Below are 17,477 nucleotides of genomic sequence, written 5' to 3'. Positions count from 1 at the left end.
GTCCCGCCTCAAATCAACCCAAAGAGGACGACCGACATGGCCGACACCCTGACCTTCACCCTGGACACCGGCGACGGCGAAGCCCGCGACGTGGTCATCAAGCTGCGCCCCGACCTGGCCCCCGGCCACGTCGAACGCATCACCGAGTTGGCCAAGGAAGGCTTCTACGACGGCGTGGTCTTCCACCGCGTGATTCCGGGCTTCATGGCCCAGGGCGGCGATCCGACCGGCACCGGCACCTCGGGCTCCAAGAAGCCGAACCTGAAGGCCGAGTTCTCGGCCGAGCCGCACGTGCGCGGCGTCTGCTCGATGGCCCGCACCTCTGACCCCAACAGCGCCAACTCGCAGTTCTTCATCGTCTTCGACGACGCCACCTTCCTGGATCGCCAGTACACCGTCTGGGGCCAGGTCGAATCGGGCATGGAACACGTCGACGCCCTGCCCAAGGGCGAGCCGCCGCGCAGCCCCGGCAAGATCGTCAAGGCGACGGTCAACTAAAGCGAAAGCGGCAGAGTTGGACTTCGTCCAACTCGGATTAGATTTCGCGCAACGAGAATGTGCGCAATCTTGACGTTTCTCGATGATGGCTTTCAGTTGCAATGCTGAGCCATCGTCGGGGGACGACATTGCGCATTCTTCTGGTCATCGCCGTCCGGCGGCGGCTCGGGGCGTCACGTGGTCGATCTGGCCCGCGCCTTGATCGGAAGCGGCCATCAGGTGTCCCTGATCTGGTCGCCGAGCCGCGCAGAGCCTTGGTTCGAGGCCGCGGTCGCCGCCCTTCCCCTGCACGCCAGTGGACGTCTGCCGATGCGCCGCAGCGTCGGACCGTGGGACGTCGCCGCCCTTTACGCCCTGAACCGCCTGATCGCCCGTCTCGGCCCATTCGAGATCGTCCATGGCCACAGCGCCAAGGCCGGCGCCCTGGTCCGCCTGGCCCACGCGCCCGGCGCCGCCAAGATCTACACGCCTCACGCCCTGCCTATGATGGGCCCGGCCAACCTGACGACGATCATCGCCGGCGCGGCCGAGGCATTATTGGCCCGCTCCAGCGACGCCATCATCGCCGTCTCTGAGAAGGAGGCCGCCGTCGCCCGTCGCTGGGGGCTCGGCGGGAACCGCTTGCACGTCGTTCCCAACGGCCTGGCCTCCCCGCCCGCCAACGATCGTCTCGCCGCCCGCCAAATCCTCGGCGTTCCCAACGACGCTCTGGTCATCGGCTTCGTCGGCCGGTTCTGCACCCAGAAAGACCCCGTCCGGTTCGCCAACGCCGTCCGCCGGGCGAACGCCATCGATCCGCGCATCACCGGCGTCATGATCGGGAACGGCGATCTGGCCTCGTCGGTCAGGACCGCCGGCGGCGACGCCCTCCGCCTGCTGGGCGCACGCGATGCCGGGCCTTTGATGGCGGGCTTGGATCTGTTCGCCATGACCAGCCGTTATGAGGCCGATTCCTACGCCATGATCGAGGCGGCCGCCTTGGGCCTGCCGATCGTCTGCACCGACGTCGGCGGTATCGGGCGTCTGATCCATGCCGGCGCGCACATCGACCGCCTGCCTGTCGACGCCTCGCCCGATCATCTGGCCGAGGCGATGCGCGCCGCGCTGGCCAGCCGCGTCGTTCCCCTGCCGATTGCGCCGGGCCTGCTGTCCGCCTCACGCATGGCCGAACAGACGGTCCGGATTTACCGCGACGCCTTCGCCCGCAGACGCCTGGGTGGCTGAGCCCGTCTTCATCAACGGCCGCTTCCTGACCCAGCCGATGAGCGGGGTTCAGCGCTATGCGCGTCAGATCGTCCGCGCCCTTGACCAGCGCCCCGGCTCGGCCGAGCGTTACGTCCTATTGAAGCCCCCCGGCGCCGATAACCTGAACCTGCTCAACATCCCGACCCGCACGATCGGGCGCGCAGGCGGCCATCTTTGGGAACAGACCGCCCTGGCCTGGACCGCGCGCCACGGCCGTCTGCTTTCGTTAGCGGGTTCGGGTCCGGTGCTGCATCGTCGCCATGTCGTCGTCATCCACGACGCCGCTGTCTTTCGTCATCCTGAGCATTTCCGAACAGGCTACGCCGCCTTCCACCGCGCCCTGAACAGAATTCTGGCGCGCCGGGCGCGGTTGGCGACCGTCTCCGAGTTCTCCCGGCGCGAGTTGGCCTCGGTCCTGAACCTGTCGCCCGACAGCATCGCTGTCGCCCCGAACAGCGCCGACCATCTTCGCATCGTCATGCAAGACCCCGCCGTCGTTGCACGCCTTGATCTGACGACCCGCCCCTACTTCGTGGCCCTGGGTAATCTGACGCCGAACAAGAACCTCGCCGTCGCCATTCGCGCCCTCTCCCGTCTTGCCGACCCTGCCGTTCGGCTGGTCCTCATCGGCGACCGCCCCGCCGTCTTCGACCGTTCCACCTTTCCGGCCGACCCGCGCCTGATCTTCGTCGGCCGTCGCTCGGATGCCGAGATCACCGCCCTGCTCGGCGGCGCGCGCGCCCTGGTCTTTCCCAGCCTCTACGAAGGCTTCGGCATTCCGCCGCTGGAGGCGATGACCCTCGGCTGTCCGGTCATCGCCTCCGACATCCCCGCAGCGCGCGAGGTCTGCGCCGACGCCGCCCTCTATTTCGACCCTGCCGACGACGCAGCCCTGGCCGCCCATATGGCTGAGATGCTCAGCGGACCGGATGTCGCTCGCCGCGACACGGGCCTTCGCCGCGCAGACCGTTACGCTTGGTCCCGCTCGGCCGAAATCATCGAAGCCCTTCTGCTCAGCACCTGACGATAGACGGCCCTGTGCGCCTCGACGATCGACGCCTCGGTCCAGGGCGGCGCACCGACCGCCGCGAAACGCCCGCGTTCCGGCTGGTCTACAGCCGCCTGCATCGCCGCCGTCAGCGCGCCTGCATCCCCCGGTTCCACTAAGGCTGACATGCCCGCCCCCTGCGCCGCCTCCGGCAAGCCGCCGATGCGTGATGCGATCACGCCCCGTCCCTGCTGAACCGCCTCCACGACGCTGCGTCCGAACGGCTCGGCCCACACCGCCGGCGCAACCAGCACATCCACCTTGGGCCAGAACGCCTCCGCCTCCACCTGACCCAGCCAGACGATGCGCGGATCATCGTAAGCCCGCTTCAACGCCTGCACGTAGTCCGCCTCGCCCCGCCCGCCGATATTCAGTGCCCAGTCGCCGTCCAACCCGCTCGCCGCCGCTAGCAGAACCTCGATCCCCTTTTCCGGTTCGATCCGCCCCAGAAACCCGAACCGCATCGCCGGCGCCTCGACCAGCGATGGTTTCGGCGCGATCGCCGCCGCGCCCGCTGCATTGCCGATCACCGACCCCGGCGTCCGCCGAAAATAGCCCGCCCCCCGATGCGTCTCCAGCACAGGCCCGCTCAGGCCGATGACATGATCCACCCCTTGCGACCGCACCCGCTTCCCCGCTGTCAGCAGAATGCACGACCCACACCGCCGATCGCATCGCCGTCCGCGTCGAAACAGCGACGCCCGCGCGCACAGCATCGACCAGTCCCTCAGCGTCTGCACCAGCGGCAGATCCCGCCGCGCCACCGCGCGATGGACTGACAGCGAAAACCCCGTCGTCAGGTGCAGATGGATCAGGTCCGGCCGCACCCGCGCGACCGCCCGATCCACCGCCTGATCCATCAGCGGATTGGCCGCCTCCAGCCCATGCCAAACCGCTCGCTGGACCGCCGATCGCCGCGTGCCGTCATAGGGCCAATAAAGATTTTGAACCGGCAGGCGCTGCACGGGCACGCCGTCGATCCGTTCGTTCACCGTCTCGCGCCCCGGCGTCAGCGTCAGCACCGACGCCTCGACGCCCGCCCGCCTCAGCCCTTGGGCCAACTGCGCCACGCTGCGTTCCGCCCCGCCGACCTGCGCCGGCGGATAAAGGGTGTTGACGATCAGCACCCTCACGGCTCCAGCGGCCTTCGCCACGCCAAGGCGCCCACCAGACAGCACAGGAAGACCATCCCCGCCCCCTGCGTCAGGTCCTCTCCAAACATCGCGGCCAGCACATAGACCGACAGCGGCGTCAGCGCGTCCAGCCGCGCCGCCGACGCTAGATGCAGCCCCAGCAGCACCAGCGCGCTCACCACGCCCGCCGTCCGCGCCGTGAACAGATAGCCGTTGTGGCTGACCGACAGCGCCCGAAACGCCCCCATCTCGTCCGCCGACGACCACCCCGCCCCCATCGGCCGCTCCACGACCAGATCGACTGTCCGCCGCCAGGTCAGCATCCGTCCGGCCAGATTGTCCTGCAGCGCCGCCCTGTCGAACCGTCCCGCAAACCGGCCGCCATCGAGGTCGAACCGCCCCGCCTGCAAAGTCATCGCCCCCACCGCCAGCACGCAGACCGTCAGCACCACCCCCAGCGGCCGAACCCGCTCGCGCCAGCGCCAACCGACGACCATCCTCGCCAGCCCTGCCAGCATCGCCGCCATCATGCCGCCTCGCGACAGGGTGCTGACGAACCCCAATGCCGCCACGCCGACGCCGCCCCACGTCGTCGCACGCCGGGCCCAGCCCCGTCCCGCCAGCATCACGCCGGCCGGGACCGCCAATCCGATCATCGCCATCGCCGCATTCGGATGCTCGGCCAGGGTCGTCAGCCGCACCTGGGCGGCCGTCGTGGTCACCATCGCGCGCGGCGACGCCAGCCCCACGGCCTGCAAAGGCTCCAATCCCACCAGCGTCACCAGCCCGTAGGTCGCCAAGTGACACGCCGCGCCCGCCAGCAAGGCCCATAGGAACAGCCGCCGCCGTCGTTCATCTCTCAGGATCAGTGTCGCCGCCGCCGGCGCCGCCAGCGCCGAGGTGATCCATCGAAACCAGAAGGCCGCATCCCCGACGTTCAGGCGATCGCCGCCCTGCGCGACCTGCGCCAGCAGCGTCATCGCCAGAAAGCCCGCCGCGACCACGCAAGCCGCCCTCAGAACCGGCGCCATGCCTCGCCACGTCACAGCCGCCAACGGCACAGCAACCGCCAGCGCCAGATCCCCTAGCCGCGGCCCGCTGACCTGCCCCGGCGTCAGAAAGAGCGGCAAGGTTACGCCCAGGCCCAGCAGACCCAAAGTTACCCGCTCATAGGCCGCGCGCACCTGGGACCAGCGCAGCGTTCCGCGCCGCGATGCGCTCAGGACGGCCTGCAATGCTCGACCTCGGGATCGAACCGCGCCCCGTCCACCACGCCGGCGACCAGCACCCCGGCCTTTCGCCAGCGTCCGCCCAGCGCCAGCCGACCCGCCAGCCTGAGCCGCGATGCGGCATAGCGCAGCGCAGAGCGCCGTCCCTCGTGCCGCCGCTTGGCCAGGATGACGTTGCGCGTCAGATAGCGATGCAGCCGCTCGCGCCGCGCATCCGGCTCGGTCTCGATGGTCAGCCGTCCCGGCGCCGCGCGCACATGCTCGACGTGGCTGGCCGCGACCAGATAGCCCGGCTCGTCGCGCGACAGCCGCAGCGTATATTCCGTATCGTCGCCCCAAATGAACATGGGCGTCAGCGGCAGGCCGTGCCGCATGACCGCCGCGCGGCTGACCAGGACCGACACGAATGTCGCCTGCCGCACCGGCGCCATCCCCTGCTCCAGTCGCTCGCCCCAGGTCGGATAGCCCAGCACATTCTCGCGTCGGTCGATCTCGGGCGTGTTGGTGAGATGCCCCTCAGGCGACCTCACGCTGGAACACAGGAAGGCCGGAACGACGCCCTCGTCCGCCAGCCCCGCTTCCGCCGCCAGCAAGGCCTCCAGCGCATCCGGCGCCGGCAGCACGTCGTCGTCCATCAGCCACACCCGATCGGCCCCGGCCTCGATGGCCGCGCGGATGCCGGCGTTGAAGCCGCCCGCCCCGCCGGTGTTGACCGGCATCCGCACCACCATCGCCTGCCCCGCCCAGGCGTCGGCCAGCATCTCGGCGGTGCCGTCATCGCTGGCGTTGTCGATCACCACCACCCCGTCGCAATGCCGCGTCTGGGCGATCAGATGCGCCAGGCATTGCTCCAGCAGGGCGCGCCGGTTCCACGTCACCACCACCGCCCAAACCGACGCCCTCATGCCGCCATCCGGGCGATGGCCGGCGCCAGCGACTTCTCGACCAGGCTCAGCGCCCGCCCGACCGCCTGGTCCATGTTGTAATACTGAAAATCGGCCAGCCGTCCGGCGAACCACACCTTGCCCGCCAGCGTCGCCGCCATCGCGCGATACTGCACCGCCAACGCGCGCGAAGACTCCGTCAGGATCGGATAATAGGGGTCGTTCACGCCCGCCTCATAAGCCATCGGATATTCGGTCACCGTCGCCGTCGTCGGCCCGCGCTCGCCGGTCAGGTGGCGGAAATCGGTGATGCGCGTGAAGTCGAAATCGTTGGGATAGTTGACCGTCCCGACCGGCAGCCCCTCATCGGCATCCACGACCCGATGGTCGAACCGCACGCTGCGATAGGGCAAGGCCCCGACGGACCGGCCGAAATAGTCGTCCAGCGCGCCGCAATAGACCATCCGGTCCCACGACCCCGCTTCGACCTGATCCATCGGCGTATTCACCGACACCGTGATGTTGGGATGATCCAGCATCCGCTGGAACAGCGCCCCATAGCCGTCGCGCGGCATGGCCTGATAGCGGTCGACGAAATAGCGGTCGTCCCGGCTGACCGCGATCGGCACCCGTGCGGTGACCGAGGCGTCCAGCACCTCGACCGGCAAACCCCACTGTTTGGCGGTGTATCCGGCGAACACCTTGTTGAAGACATAGTCACCCAGCCGCCTCAGATCCGGATCGTCCCCCGCCTGTCGCAGGTCATGGATGCTGGGCCGCGCCCCGAAACCGAAACGCTGGACCAGGGCCTGCGTCATCCGCTTGGCCATCGCGGCGGGAAACAGCGTCTCGATCGAATCCAGATTGAACGGCAGCGGCACCTGTCGCCCGTCGAGCAGCCCTTGGACCCGATGGGCATAGGGCCGCCACGCCGTAAACCGGCTCAGATAGGCGAAGATACGCGCACTGTTGGTGTGGAACACGTGCGGACCATACGGATGGATCAGCCGCCCGCCCGCATCGCGTCGGTCGTGCGCATTGCCGCCGACGTGGTCGCGCCGGTCGATCACCAGCACGCTCTGATCCAGCCCGCGCGCCAGCCGTTCGGCGACCACCGCCCCGGTGAAACCGGCGCCGACGATCAGCCAGTCATATCGCCGGGACATCGCGCCTCCTGCCGGTCTGGAACAACGCCCCCCAGTGCGCCCTCAGGCCGATCAGGCAGGCCGCGACCACCACCGCCTCGCCGATGATCCGCGCGCCCGCCATGCCGGCCGCGCCAAGGCCGGGCGCCAACACCACCGCCGGGCCCAGGGTCGCGACACAGCCCAGCGCCACGATCAGCGCGAACCGTCCATCCATCCGCAGCGGGTTCATCAGATGCAGCCCCAGCACCTGGCTGACGGCCACCAGCGGCAGCACCCAGGCCAGAAGGCGCAGCACCTCGACGGCGCCCGCAAACCCCGGCCCGAACAACAGTCTGATCAGCAGCGGCGCCGCCAGCGTCAGCGCCGCCGCCAGCAGCACGAACGCGCCGGTCGAGGCGGCCAGCGTCCACCGCGCCGTGCGAAACGCCGCCGCCGAATCCTTTCCCAGCAGTCCGGCGACCCGGGGCGCAATCAGGCCTGCCAGCGGCCGCATCAGCGACCCGGACGCCGCGACCAGTCGGTCCGCCGCCCCGTAAAGCGCCGCCTGCGCCGGCCCGGCCAGCGCCGCGACGACCAGAACGCCCGCCCCCGTATAGGCGACGATGACCGCTCGACTGGCGAACAGCGGACCGCCATGGATCAGGGCGCGCCTCACAAAACCCCGCTCCGGCGCCTGAACTGTCTGCCGTCGCAGCAGCAGGACGCCGGTCGCGACCAAGCCCGCCCAGACGCCGCCCGCCTGGACGGCCATCGCGCCGCCGACGCTCAAGTCCGGCAGCGCCAGCACGACGCCCGCTCCGACCAGGGCGAAGCCGACCTCCAACATCGCCGCCGGACCGGGATCGCGAATACCCTGAAAGAACCACAGGAGGCTGGCCCCCTGCCCGATCCCCAGCACGACCGCCATGGCCACGACGCCGCTCGCGCCTTCCAGAACCGAATTGAAGGCCGCCAAAACGACGCCGACGGCAGCGGCGGGCAGGATCAGCACGCCGCGCATCGCCAGGGCCTGACCGACCAGGACGCCGCGCCCTTCGACAGCTCCGGCGATGTCGCGCGGCCCCGAGAGCGACTGCCCATAATCCACGACCACCGACACCACCAAGGCCAGGGCGATGGCCGAGGCGAACACCCCGAAGCCTTCCAGCCCCAGGCGTCGCGTCAGAACCGGATAGAGCAGCAGCGGCGAGACATAGCGGGCGACGTGCGCGCCATAGACCCAGCCCGCATCGGCCGCGCCGCGCGCCGACATCAATCGGTGCCTGCCATCCCCCAACTGTTGCCCCCGCGATCAACCCTGGCGCGAGCTTTAGACACGCGCGGCTGCAATCGCAAGCGCGGGCTCAGCCGGGCTGCTTAGCCGAAACGGCCCTCGGCCCAGCGCGCGGCGAAATAACCGCCGGTCGCCGACAGCATCGTCAAGGTCGTGCCCCAGATCAGATCGATGATCGTCAGCTTGGTCTGCCAGACCGCCAGGGTCGCCTGATTGGTCAGGTCGTAGGTGGCGTAGGCGACGAAGCCCAGCACCGCCCCGTTGATCGCCGCCCGCGTCCAGTTCCCTTCCTTCAGGGCCGGCGCGATCGCCAGGAACACGGTCCCGGCGATGGAGATCAGATAGAAGGCCACCGCCGCCTTCATGTCCGGCTTGTCGGCCATGATCGGCCCGATGACGGGCTTGTACAGCCGGTTGGTCATGGTGGTCAGCCAGACGAAATCGATGGCTGCAAAGGTCAGGCCGGCCCCGAGATAGGCCGCGACATATTTGATCATCCTCGTCTCCCTTAAGCCGGCTTCAGTCTATAGTGGCTGACCGCCCAGGTGCGGCCCTCGTCGTTTCCGAACAGACCGGCCGTCGCCAGATAGAACCGCCGCCAGCGACGGGTCCAAAGTTTGGCGTCGTCGCCATAGGTCTCCCGCATCAACACCGCGATCCGCGGGGCGTTCCGGTCCATGTTCGCCAGCCAATCGTTGGCGGTCTTCGCATAGTGACCGCCGTTCCAGGTCCATTCCTGCTCGACCGCGAACAGGTCCGGAAACTGTCGGATCAGGCCGTGGCTGGGCATGACCCCGCCGGTGAAGAAGTGTTGCGCGATGAAGTCGCCGCTGTCGGTATGGTCGAACCGATAGGGCGCGTCGCGGTGCGTGAAGACGTGGATGAACATCCGCCCGTCCGGCGTCAGCCAGTTTCTCGCCTTGGTCAGCAGGGCGCGCCAGTTGGCCATATGCTCGAACATCTCCACCGAGACGATGCGGTCGAAGCGCTGCTCGGTGTCGAAGGCGTTCATGTCCTGGGTGATGACCGTCAGATTGGTCAGCCCCCGCGCCGCCGCCTGCGCTTCGATATGGCCGCGTTGGCCGTGACTGTTCGACACTGCCGTGATCTTCGACTTCGGATAGGTCTCGGCCATCCACAGCGAAAGCGAGCCCCAGCCGCAGCCCATCTCCAGAATCGTCTGACCGTCCTTCAGATCGGCATGGGCGCAGGTCTCGGCCAGCGCCGCTTCTTCCGCCTGATCCAGCGTCTCGCGGCCCGTGGGATAGAGGCAGCAGGAGTATTTCAGCCGCTTGCCCAGGCACAGCTGGAAAAACTCGGGCGGCAGTTCGTAATGCTGCTGGTTCGCCGCATCCGTATGTTCGGCAATGGCGCGCTGGGCCATTTCGCGCGCAAAGGCCGCCTCGTCGTGCGGCCCGTCGCGATCCAGACGCTTTCTGGCCTCCGTCACCAGGCTGTCGATCGCCGGACGCGTCACGAAGTCCGGGAACGGCGCGTCCTGAAGCTGGCGAATGGCGACATTGGTCAGGTTCATCGGCGTCCTCGATCGTCGGATCTTGCTGCAGGCTTGACGGCAATACGACGCCTCGACCCCGATGGATGCCTTCGCCCTCTTGAACGCAACCCCAAGGATGCCGACATCCGCCTCCCGCGCCGGCCGATTCCGAAGAAAGTGCACCAATTGTACTCTCTTTTTCGAACCGGGCTCGCCGTCGTTTCAGACGAATTAGACGAATTAGACTCTGTTTTTCGCCTTCGCCGTCTGAAATCGCCGCGTCGGATCGACGCCGCGTCTTGCCCCCCGCCCGCCCCCGCGTTAGGCGTGGTCAAAAGCCGATATTCATCAGGCAGTGAAAAAAGGGAGAGCGATGGGAAAGATCTACGCTGACGTCACGTCCGCGCTGGAGGGCCTGACCTTCGACGGCATGACGGTCATGTCCGGCGGGTTCGGCCTGTGCGGCATCGCCGAAAACCTGATCGCCGCCCTGCGCGACAGCGGCGTCAAGGGCTTGACGGTCATCTCCAACAACGCCGGCGTCGATGGTTTCGGCCTGGGCCAACTGCTGGGCACCCGCCAGATCGCGAAGATGATCTCGTCCTACGTCGGTGAGAACAAGGAGTTCGAGCGCCAGTATCTCGCCGGCGAGCTGGAGCTTGAGTTCAACCCGCAGGGAACCCTGGCCGAGCGCATCCGCGCCGGCGGCGCGGGCATTCCCGCCTTCTTCACCGCCACCGGCGTCGGCACCCTGGTCGCCGAGGGCAAAGAGGTCCGCAACTTCAACGGCCGCGACTACGTCATGGAGACCGGCCTGGTCGCCGACCTGTCCATCGTCAAGGCGTGGAAGGCCGACGAGCGCGGCAACCTGGTGTTCCGCAAGACCGCCCGCAACTTCAACCCGATGATGGCCACAGCCGGCAAGGTCACGGTTGTCGAGGTCGAAGAGATCGTCCCGGTCGGCGCGCTGGATCCCGACCACATCCACACGCCGGGCGTCTATGTCGACCGCCTGGTCCAGACCGTGTCCGAAAAGCGCATCGAACAGCGCACCGTCCGTCAACGTGCCGCCGGCGCCGCCGCCGGATCGGAGGTCTGATCATGCCCCGCACCCGTGAACAACTCGCCGAACGCGCCGCCCAGGAACTGCAGGACGGCTTCTATGTGAATCTGGGCATCGGCATCCCGACCCTGGTCGCCAACTACATCCCCGCCGGCATGACCGTGACCCTGCAATCCGAGAACGGCATGCTGGGCATGGGGCCCTTCCCCTATGAGGGCGACGAGGACCCCGACCTGATCAACGCCGGCAAGCAGACGATCACCGAGATCCCGGAGTCGTCCTACTTCTCCAGCGCCGACAGCTTCGCCATGATCCGCGGCGGCCATATCAACCTGTCGATTTTGGGCGCGATGGAAGTGGCCCAGAACGGCGACATCGCCAACTGGATGATCCCCGGCAAGCTGGTGAAGGGCATGGGCGGCGCCATGGACCTGGTCGCCGGCGTCAAGCGCGTCGTCGTTGTCATGGAACACGCCAACAAGCACGGCCAATCCAAGGTGCTGAAATCCTGCACCCTGCCTCTGACCGGCACCGGCGTCGTCAGCCGCATCATCACCGACCTGGCCACCTTCGACGTCAAGCCCGACGGCGCGGGCCTCGAGCTGATCGAACTGGCCGACGGCGTCACCCTCGACGAAGTCGCCGCCAAGACCGAGGCGGCCTACACCGTCGAACCGGGCTTGCAGGCCGCCTGATAGACCTGCGCCGCTCTGGCCTACCGGAGCGGCGCAGGTTCCAGCCGGCGATAGGCGGCACCCACAAAGGCCATCGTCAGCGGAGCCTGCACACCCGTGAGCACGACGGCGAAGACGATCCAGCCCGCCGTGCCCGACAGCAGCCCGGCGCCCCACAGCAATACCAGCGCAATCTTGGGCGGCGCCGTAACGACAAGCCCGACCAGCAGGGGCCAGAAGCCGCCGCGCGCGATGCTCATGCTCTGCAGCGACACCATCTGCCCGCGCCCGATCGTCGCTGGCGCGAACAGGGACAGGCGCACAGCGAAGGCGATGACGGCGAACAGGGCGAAGGCCGTGACGACCGCCAGCAGGATCAGCTTCCACGACGGTCCCACCGCGCTCCACTGGCGCATTTCGATGGCCTGGGCGTTCAACTCGGCCATGCCGAACACGGCCAGCAGGACCAGGGCTACGACCGACAGGATCATCGCGAGAAAGATCGCGCACAGCAGGCCCGCGCCCAGCAACCGGACCTCCGGCCGCCCGAACTGCAACCCGACCGGCCCCAGGCCCAGCCGCCGCGCCCGAGCCAGATCGTCGGTGATGGCGATCCGCGCCAGCGCGCCCGCCAGCACCAGGGTCGAGGCCAAGGCGCACACCGCCCAGATCAGGCCCGCTGCGCCCGCCGCCAGCGGCTTGAGGCTCCAGACCACGGCCGCCAGCAGGATCGCGCCGCAAGCCCCGCGCCACAGGCGAGGCAGGGTGCGGGCCGCCGCCGACAGCGTCTCGCCCAGTCGCAAAATCCGATGCTCGCTCAATCTACGCCCCCGATGACCGGCGGCGGATATAGCAGGGGGCCATGACACCACGCCACCCGCCCGCTAGAAGGCCGCGATGAGCGCTTCCCCCTCTCCTTCCCCCATCCACGTCATCGGCGGCGGCCTGGCCGGCTCCGAGGCCGCCTGGCAGATCGCCCAGGCCGGCGTACCCGTCATCCTGCACGAGATGCGCGGCGTGCCTGGCGTCAAGACCGACGCCCACCACACCGATGGCCTGGCCGAGCTGGTCTGCTCCAACTCCTTCCGCTCGGATGACTGGCAGTTCAATGCGGTCGGCCTGCTGCACGCCGAGATGCGGGCGCTGGATTCGGTCATCATGGCCTGCGGCGACATCAACCAGGTGCCGGCCGGCGGCGCCCTGGCCGTGGACCGCGACGCCTTCTCCCAGGCGGTGACGGCCAAACTGACCGCCCACCCCTTCGTCACCATCGTGCGCGAAGAGATCGCCGGCCTGCCGCCGCAGGAATGGGACAATGTCATCGTCGCCACCGGCCCCCTGACCTCCCCCGCCCTGGCCGACGCCATCCTGAAGGCGACGGGCGAGGAGTCCTTGAGCTTCTTCGACGCCATCGCCCCCATCGTTCACGCCGATTCGATCGACTTCGACATCGCCTGGCGTCAGTCGCGCTATGACAAGGAAGGTCCGGGCGGCGACGCCGCCGCCTACGTCAACTGCCCGATGGACAAGGCCCAGTACGAGGCCTTCATCGACGCCCTGCTGAGTGGTCCCAAAGCCGAGTTCAAAGAGTGGGAGCACGTCCCCTATTTCGACGGCTGCCTGCCCATCGAGGTCATGGCCGAGCGTGGTCGCGAGACCCTGCGGCACGGCCCGATGAAGCCGGTCGGCTTGACCAATCCGCGCGACCCGCTGGTCAAGGCCTACGCCATCGTCCAGCTGCGCCAGGACAACGCGTTGGGCACCCTGTTCAACATGGTCGGCTTCCAGACCAAGCTGAAGCACGGGGCGCAGGCCGAGGTCTTCCGCATGATCCCCGGCCTGCAGAACGCTCAGTTCGCGCGTCTGGGCGGTCTTCACCGCAACACCTATCTGAACAGTCCCCAACTGCTGGACAAGCAGCTTCGGTTGGAGGCCATGCCACGCCTGCGCTTCGCCGGACAGGTGACGGGTGTGGAGGGTTATGTCGAGAGCGCGGCCATGGGCCTGCTGACCGGCCGTCTCGCCGCTGCGCAAGCGCTGGGTCGCGACCTGGCCCCGCCGCCGCCCGAGACCGCCATGGGCGCCCTGGTCGAGCACATCACCGGCGGGCACCTGGCGGGATCGAAGTTCCAGCCGATGAACATCAACTACGGCCTGTTGCCGCCGCTGGAAGCGCCCAAGGTCGACGAGGCCGGCGTCAAGATCCCGCTGAAGGAACGCGGCCGGGCAAAGAAGCGCCTGATGAGCCTCCGGGCGATGGAAAGCCTGAAAGCCTGGCGCGACGCGGACTGATTTCTGAGGGCCGGGCCGCTCAGCGCAGCTTGGGCAGGCCCGGCCGAAACTCCAGCGTCATTGCGCCCAGCAGGATGACGCCGACGCCCATCAGCACCCAGGCCTGGGTCAGGTCGGCCATATGGTCGCGCAGCAGGCCGGCGCCCAGCGGCGACAGGCTGGCGATGATGTAGCCGCCGCCTTGGACGAAGGCGAGCAGATCGCCGGAGCGGGCGGGATCGTCGATCTGGTCCATCGCCAGGATCAGGCTGAGCGGGAAGATCGCGCCGATGCCGAGGCCAAGGAGGATCACGATCGGCACGGCCATGCTGAGGGGCGCGACCACGAGCCCGGCCAGACCCGCCAGGGCGAGCAGAAGCGCCGTCAGGATCGGTCCGCGCCGATCCGCAAAGCGCCCGATGGTCAGCGACACCAGCAGGCCGGCCGTCACCTCCGCAGCCGTCATACCGCTGAGCAGATAGCCGGCCGTCGCCCTTGGCTCGCCCAGGTCGATGTAGAAGGGCGGCAGCCAGGCCAGCATCAAGGTATAGGCCGAGGTCCCTAGGCCCATGATCAGGATCAGCCGCCACGCCCGCCCCTGACGCCAGAAGGGCAGATCGGGGTCCGTCGCCTCGACCGCTGCGGCACGGTTCGGCTCCTCGGCCGCGGGGTCGCGCGACGCCGCCAGCCAGACCGATGCTGCGACAAAGGCCGGCGCGCTCCATAGGGCCAGCGTCCCGGCCCAGCCGATCGTCTCGGCCAGACCGGCCGCCGTGGCCGCCGCGACGGCGGCGCCGCCCATGATGCCGGTGGTGTAGAGCGCCATGACCGTGCCGAACTTCGCCGGAAAGGCCCGTTTGATGACGACCGGCGCCAAGGCCTGGATCAAGGCGACGCCGACGCCGACGACTACTGCGCTGGCGATCAGGCCGGTCGCGCCGGTCAGCACCACCCGCACCAGGCAGGCCGCACCGATCAGAAGCGCGCCCAGCAAGATCCCGCGCCGCTCGCCCAACCGCCGACGCAACGGCCGGATCGACAGGGCGCCCAGACCGATCATCAGCACGGGCAAGGTGGTCAGCAGGCTGGCGGCGGTCGAACCCATGCCCGTCGCGCCCTCGATCAGATCCAGCAGCGGCCCCACCGCCGCCATCGCCGGCCGCAGATTCAGCGCCAGGGCGACGATGGCCGCCAGCAACAGCAGCGAAGCGCCGCGCGCGGGCGTGGCGTCAGATCGTGCGGTCATGGTGGGGACTCCGACTGAAAATCGCGCTAGTCTCTCGACCTCAAGTATCTGGATGTCAAGATAACCATGCCCGATAGAGCTTCTCGCGCCGCCGCCCAATGGGCCGTGCAACGCCCCGACCTAGACATGCTGCCGATGGAGGTGCTGGGACGCCTGAACGAGGCGTCGCAACTGGTGATCCGCGAGCGCCAGACGCCGCTGTTTGCGCGCTATGGTTTGCAGCACGGCGAGTTCGACGTGCTGGCGACGCTGCGCCGATCGGGCGAACGCGAAGGCCTGACGCCGACGGCGCTGTTCGAGGCGGCCATGATGTCGTCCGGCGGCATGACCGCGCGGATCGACCGGCTGGAAAAGGCGGGCTGGGTCGAGCGGCGCCCGCATCCGAGCGACCGACGGGCGACCCTGGTCCGTCTGACGGACAAGGGTTTCGACCTGATCGAGACGATCATGCCCAGCCATCAAGATACGGCCAAAGAGGCCTTGAGCGGCCTGTCGCGAGAAGATCAGAAAACGCTGAACGCCCTGCTGACCCGCTTGATCGCCGGCCTGAACGGCTAGGTCAGATCCGGCCGCGCAGCACGGCCCATAGCAGGCGCAGCCGCTTCAGCGGCTCCGGTTGGTCCGGATCGGTCAGGGCGGCGTGAGCCACGGCCGGGAAGCCGGCAGGCGGCAGGCGTTTCAGCGCCTTATTAGCGACAGTTCTCAGGGACGCCGCCTGCTGGCGCCGGCCGGTCTGCGTCAGCCCCCAGACGCGGGCCGCATCGGCCATGGCCGAGTCATGCCCCTGCCCTGCCAACACACGCGTCGCGACCTGCATCGGGCCGACGTAGAAAGCGTCCAGATCGTGCGGCTGTTCGCGCACCCGGCCGATGTGGGCGTCGATCAGGGCGTCGAACGGCGCGCGTTCCAGGCCGTGACGCGCGACAAGTTCAGTCAAGGCCTCCAACACCGGATGGCCCTTGCGCGGCACGCCGGCGAAGACGCCGTCCAGCTGTTCCGCCCACCAAGTATAGCGCATCTCGGCCAGGAGCGGCTGGGTCACGCGCGTGGGGATGGTCATCAGCTCGGCTTCGAAGGCGTAAAGCGTGATAAGGTCGGCGCGGGCGCGGTCATCCGCGACCAGGCGACTGGACAGCCAGCGGTCGAGGTCGGCGGTGCGGACCTGTTGGCCGAGCGTATCCGCAGTCTCGGTCAAGCGGCGCGCGACACCGCGAAATCGGCCAGGTCTTCCAGCGCGGCGCGCCAGTCGCTGGACGGCAGGACCGACAGGGCCGCCTTGGCCTGATCGGCATAGTCGCCGGCCAGGTCCAGGGTCGCGCCGATGGCGCCCGAGCCGATGATGAGTTCGCGCGCGCGGGTGAAATCTTCGGGCGTCCGCTCGCCCTTGGTCACGGTGCGCTCCCAGAAGGCTTCCTCGCGGCCGCGCGTGCGGGCGACTGCCAGAAGCAGCGGCAGGGTCGCCTTGCCCTCGTTGAAATCGTCGCCGGCGTTCTTGCCCAGGGCCTCGGCCGTCGCGCCGTAGTCCAGGGCGTCGTCGGCCAGTTGGAAGGCGATCCCCAACGCCATGCCGTAGTCGCGCAAAGCCTTGATCGCGGCCGGATCGGCCCCGGCGCCCACCGCGCCCGCCTCGGCGGCCGCGGCGAAAAGTTCGGCAGTCTTGGCCGAGATGATCTGCAGATAGGTGGCCTGGTCCAGATTCAGGTCGTGGGCGCGCGTCAGCTGCAGCACCTCGCCCTCGGAGATCACGCGCGAAGCCTCGGCCAGAATGCCCAGGGCGCGCATCGAATCCGTCTCGACCATCAGTTCGAAGGCGCGGGCGAACAGAAAGTCGCCGACCAGGACGCTGGTGGGGGCGCCCCAGATCAGGTGGGCCGCGACCTTGCCCCGACGCAGTTCGGACGCATCGACGATGTCGTCGTGCAGGAGCGTGGCGGTGTGAATGAACTCGACCGCGGCGGCCAGCTTGCGCGGCGCTACGATGTCGTCCGTCGCGCCCACGGCGCGCGCCGCGGCGACGGTCATCAGGGGGCGCAGACGCTTTCCGCCCGCCGAAACCAGATGTTCGGCCAGTTTCGGGATGATCGGCACATCCGACTGCATCCGATCCAGGATCAGGGCGTCCACGGCCGCCATATCGACCTCAGCCAGCCGGACAAGGGCGTTGACGTCCCCCTTCGGGCGGTGAGCGGCGGCGATGGCGACGTCCAAACGAATACTCTTTCACTGGCGCGGCGGGCCGCGGGAATGGCTTTTTGCGGCCGGGCCGGCTT

The 17,477-nt window shown here is 68.5% G+C and carries 18 protein-coding genes; 7 read left to right on the top strand and 11 right to left on the bottom strand.

Translation table 11 applies throughout. The annotated features are described in order from the left end of the window. Positions 1-36 precede the first annotated feature (36 nt). The 3 genes from ASF81_RS09825 to ASF81_RS09815 all read left to right on the top strand — a co-directional run bounded on the left by ASF81_RS09825 (position 37) and on the right by ASF81_RS09815 (position 2,767). Complete coding sequence (locus tag ASF81_RS09825) at positions 37-498, top strand: peptidylprolyl isomerase (protein WP_017504078.1); 462 nt, start codon at positions 37-39, stop codon at positions 496-498. Between the two features lie 111 nt (positions 499-609). Continuing rightward, on the top strand, positions 610-1,722 hold the full coding sequence (locus tag ASF81_RS09820; RefSeq protein ID WP_255353881.1) for a glycosyltransferase family 4 protein: 1,113 nt from the start codon (positions 610-612) through the stop codon (positions 1,720-1,722). Next, positions 1,715-2,767 (top strand): glycosyltransferase family 1 protein, encoded by a 1,053-nt coding sequence (locus ASF81_RS09815; RefSeq protein ID WP_055808145.1) that lies wholly within the window; start codon positions 1,715-1,717, stop codon positions 2,765-2,767. Before ASF81_RS09820 ends, ASF81_RS09815 begins: the two co-directional genes overlap by 8 nt. Here the strand turns inward: ASF81_RS09815 and ASF81_RS09810 are convergent. The 7 genes from ASF81_RS09810 to ASF81_RS09780 all read right to left on the bottom strand — a co-directional run bounded on the left by ASF81_RS09810 (position 2,713) and on the right by ASF81_RS09780 (position 9,992). Further along, positions 2,713-3,924 (bottom strand): glycosyltransferase, encoded by a 1,212-nt coding sequence (locus tag ASF81_RS09810; protein ID WP_235559301.1) that lies wholly within the window; start codon positions 3,922-3,924, stop codon positions 2,713-2,715. The genes ASF81_RS09815 and ASF81_RS09810 overlap by 55 nt on opposite strands. Beyond that, a complete protein-coding gene (locus ASF81_RS15585) occupies positions 3,921-5,159 on the bottom strand; it encodes an O-antigen ligase (RefSeq protein WP_055808141.1) in 1,239 nt (412 codons plus the stop codon). The genes ASF81_RS09810 and ASF81_RS15585 overlap by 4 nt, the downstream gene beginning before the upstream one ends. Next, entirely contained in the window at positions 5,144-6,058 is a 915-nt protein-coding gene (locus ASF81_RS09800) for a glycosyltransferase (RefSeq protein ID WP_055808139.1), read from the bottom strand. The genes ASF81_RS15585 and ASF81_RS09800 overlap by 16 nt, the downstream gene beginning before the upstream one ends. Further along, complete coding sequence (gene glf / locus ASF81_RS09795) at positions 6,055-7,203, bottom strand: UDP-galactopyranose mutase (RefSeq protein WP_055808137.1); 1,149 nt, start codon at positions 7,201-7,203, stop codon at positions 6,055-6,057. The genes ASF81_RS09800 and glf overlap by 4 nt, the downstream gene beginning before the upstream one ends. Beyond that, positions 7,187-8,437, bottom strand: a complete 1,251-nt coding sequence (locus ASF81_RS09790; RefSeq protein ID WP_156363207.1) for an oligosaccharide flippase family protein — start codon at positions 8,435-8,437, stop codon at positions 7,187-7,189. The genes glf and ASF81_RS09790 overlap by 17 nt, the downstream gene beginning before the upstream one ends. Before the next feature lie 104 nt (positions 8,438-8,541). Beyond that, complete coding sequence (locus tag ASF81_RS09785) at positions 8,542-8,955, bottom strand: DUF2177 family protein (RefSeq protein ID WP_039245498.1); 414 nt, start codon at positions 8,953-8,955, stop codon at positions 8,542-8,544. 11 nt (positions 8,956-8,966) lie between these two features. Continuing rightward, entirely contained in the window at positions 8,967-9,992 is a 1,026-nt protein-coding gene (locus ASF81_RS09780; protein WP_055808133.1) for a cyclopropane-fatty-acyl-phospholipid synthase family protein, read from the bottom strand. 334 nt (positions 9,993-10,326) lie between these two features. On the opposite strand from ASF81_RS09780, the gene ASF81_RS09775 reads away from it, so the two are divergent. Further along, positions 10,327-11,052, top strand: coding sequence for a CoA transferase subunit A (locus tag ASF81_RS09775; RefSeq protein ID WP_055808131.1), 726 nt, complete (start codon positions 10,327-10,329; stop codon positions 11,050-11,052). 2 nt (positions 11,053-11,054) lie between these two features. After that, positions 11,055-11,711: a 3-oxoacid CoA-transferase subunit B gene (locus ASF81_RS09770; protein WP_055808129.1), complete on the top strand. Its 657-nt coding sequence runs from the start codon at positions 11,055-11,057 to the stop codon at positions 11,709-11,711. 20 nt (positions 11,712-11,731) lie between these two features. Here the strand turns inward: ASF81_RS09770 and ASF81_RS09765 are convergent, their stop codons facing one another. Beyond that, positions 11,732-12,511, bottom strand: coding sequence for a hypothetical protein (locus ASF81_RS09765; protein ID WP_055808127.1), 780 nt, complete (start codon positions 12,509-12,511; stop codon positions 11,732-11,734). A gap of 76 nt (positions 12,512-12,587) precedes the next feature. Here ASF81_RS09765 and trmFO point away from each other — a divergent pair, with 76 nt between their 5' ends. Further along, complete coding sequence (gene trmFO / locus ASF81_RS09760) at positions 12,588-13,982, top strand: methylenetetrahydrofolate--tRNA-(uracil(54)-C(5))-methyltransferase (FADH(2)-oxidizing) TrmFO (RefSeq protein WP_055808126.1); 1,395 nt, start codon at positions 12,588-12,590, stop codon at positions 13,980-13,982. A gap of 19 nt (positions 13,983-14,001) precedes the next feature. Here the strand turns inward: trmFO and ASF81_RS09755 are convergent, their stop codons facing one another. After that, positions 14,002-15,207: an MFS transporter gene (locus ASF81_RS09755; RefSeq protein WP_055808123.1), complete on the bottom strand. Its 1,206-nt coding sequence runs from the start codon at positions 15,205-15,207 to the stop codon at positions 14,002-14,004. Between the two features lie 66 nt (positions 15,208-15,273). On the opposite strand from ASF81_RS09755, the gene ASF81_RS09750 reads away from it, so the two are divergent. Continuing rightward, complete coding sequence (locus tag ASF81_RS09750) at positions 15,274-15,765, top strand: MarR family winged helix-turn-helix transcriptional regulator (RefSeq protein WP_055808121.1); 492 nt, start codon at positions 15,274-15,276, stop codon at positions 15,763-15,765. A 1-nt stretch (position 15,766) separates the two neighbouring features. On the opposite strand, the gene ASF81_RS09745 is transcribed toward ASF81_RS09750, so the two are convergent. Further along, the gene (locus ASF81_RS09745; RefSeq protein ID WP_055808119.1) at positions 15,767-16,402 is read right to left on the bottom strand and encodes a squalene/phytoene synthase family protein; all 636 of its coding nucleotides are present in this window, start codon (positions 16,400-16,402) and stop codon (positions 15,767-15,769) included. Beyond that, positions 16,399-17,340 carry a polyprenyl synthetase family protein gene (locus ASF81_RS09740; RefSeq protein WP_055753370.1) on the bottom strand — a complete coding sequence of 314 codons (942 nt, stop codon included), beginning with the start codon at positions 17,338-17,340 and terminating at the stop codon, positions 16,399-16,401. Before ASF81_RS09740 ends, ASF81_RS09745 begins: the two co-directional genes overlap by 4 nt. Positions 17,341-17,477: the final 137 nt, after the last annotated feature.

The sequence above is a fragment of the Brevundimonas sp. Leaf168 genome, from assembly GCF_001423685.1.
Taxonomy (GTDB): Bacteria; Pseudomonadota; Alphaproteobacteria; order Caulobacterales; family Caulobacteraceae; genus Brevundimonas; species Brevundimonas vesicularis_C.
Note: the sequence above shows the minus strand (reverse complement) of the source record. Positions and strands in the feature narration are given on the sequence as shown.

Excerpts from the sequence above, each read along its gene's own strand:
- ASF81_RS09790 (WP_156363207.1), bottom strand. The coding sequence starts at position 8,437 with ATGTCGGCGCGCGGCGCGGCCGATGCGGGCTGGGTCTATGGCGCGCAC.
- ASF81_RS09775 (WP_055808131.1), top strand. The coding sequence starts at position 10,327 with ATGGGAAAGATCTACGCTGACGTCACGTCCGCGCTGGAGGGCCTGACC.
- ASF81_RS09785 (WP_039245498.1), bottom strand. The coding sequence starts at position 8,955 with ATGATCAAATATGTCGCGGCCTATCTCGGGGCCGGCCTGACCTTTGCA.
- ASF81_RS09780 (WP_055808133.1), bottom strand. The coding sequence starts at position 9,992 with ATGAACCTGACCAATGTCGCCATTCGCCAGCTTCAGGACGCGCCGTTC.
- glf (WP_055808137.1), bottom strand. The coding sequence starts at position 7,203 with ATGTCCCGGCGATATGACTGGCTGATCGTCGGCGCCGGTTTCACCGGG.
- ASF81_RS09770 (WP_055808129.1), top strand. The coding sequence starts at position 11,055 with ATGCCCCGCACCCGTGAACAACTCGCCGAACGCGCCGCCCAGGAACTG.
- ASF81_RS09755 (WP_055808123.1), bottom strand. The coding sequence starts at position 15,207 with ATGACCGCACGATCTGACGCCACGCCCGCGCGCGGCGCTTCGCTGCTG.
- ASF81_RS09825 (WP_017504078.1), top strand. The coding sequence starts at position 37 with ATGGCCGACACCCTGACCTTCACCCTGGACACCGGCGACGGCGAAGCC.
- ASF81_RS09740 (WP_055753370.1), bottom strand. The coding sequence starts at position 17,340 with ATGGCGGCCGTGGACGCCCTGATCCTGGATCGGATGCAGTCGGATGTG.
- trmFO (WP_055808126.1), top strand. The coding sequence starts at position 12,588 with ATGAGCGCTTCCCCCTCTCCTTCCCCCATCCACGTCATCGGCGGCGGC.
- ASF81_RS09800 (WP_055808139.1), bottom strand. The coding sequence starts at position 6,058 with ATGAGGGCGTCGGTTTGGGCGGTGGTGGTGACGTGGAACCGGCGCGCC.
- ASF81_RS09750 (WP_055808121.1), top strand. The coding sequence starts at position 15,274 with ATGCCCGATAGAGCTTCTCGCGCCGCCGCCCAATGGGCCGTGCAACGC.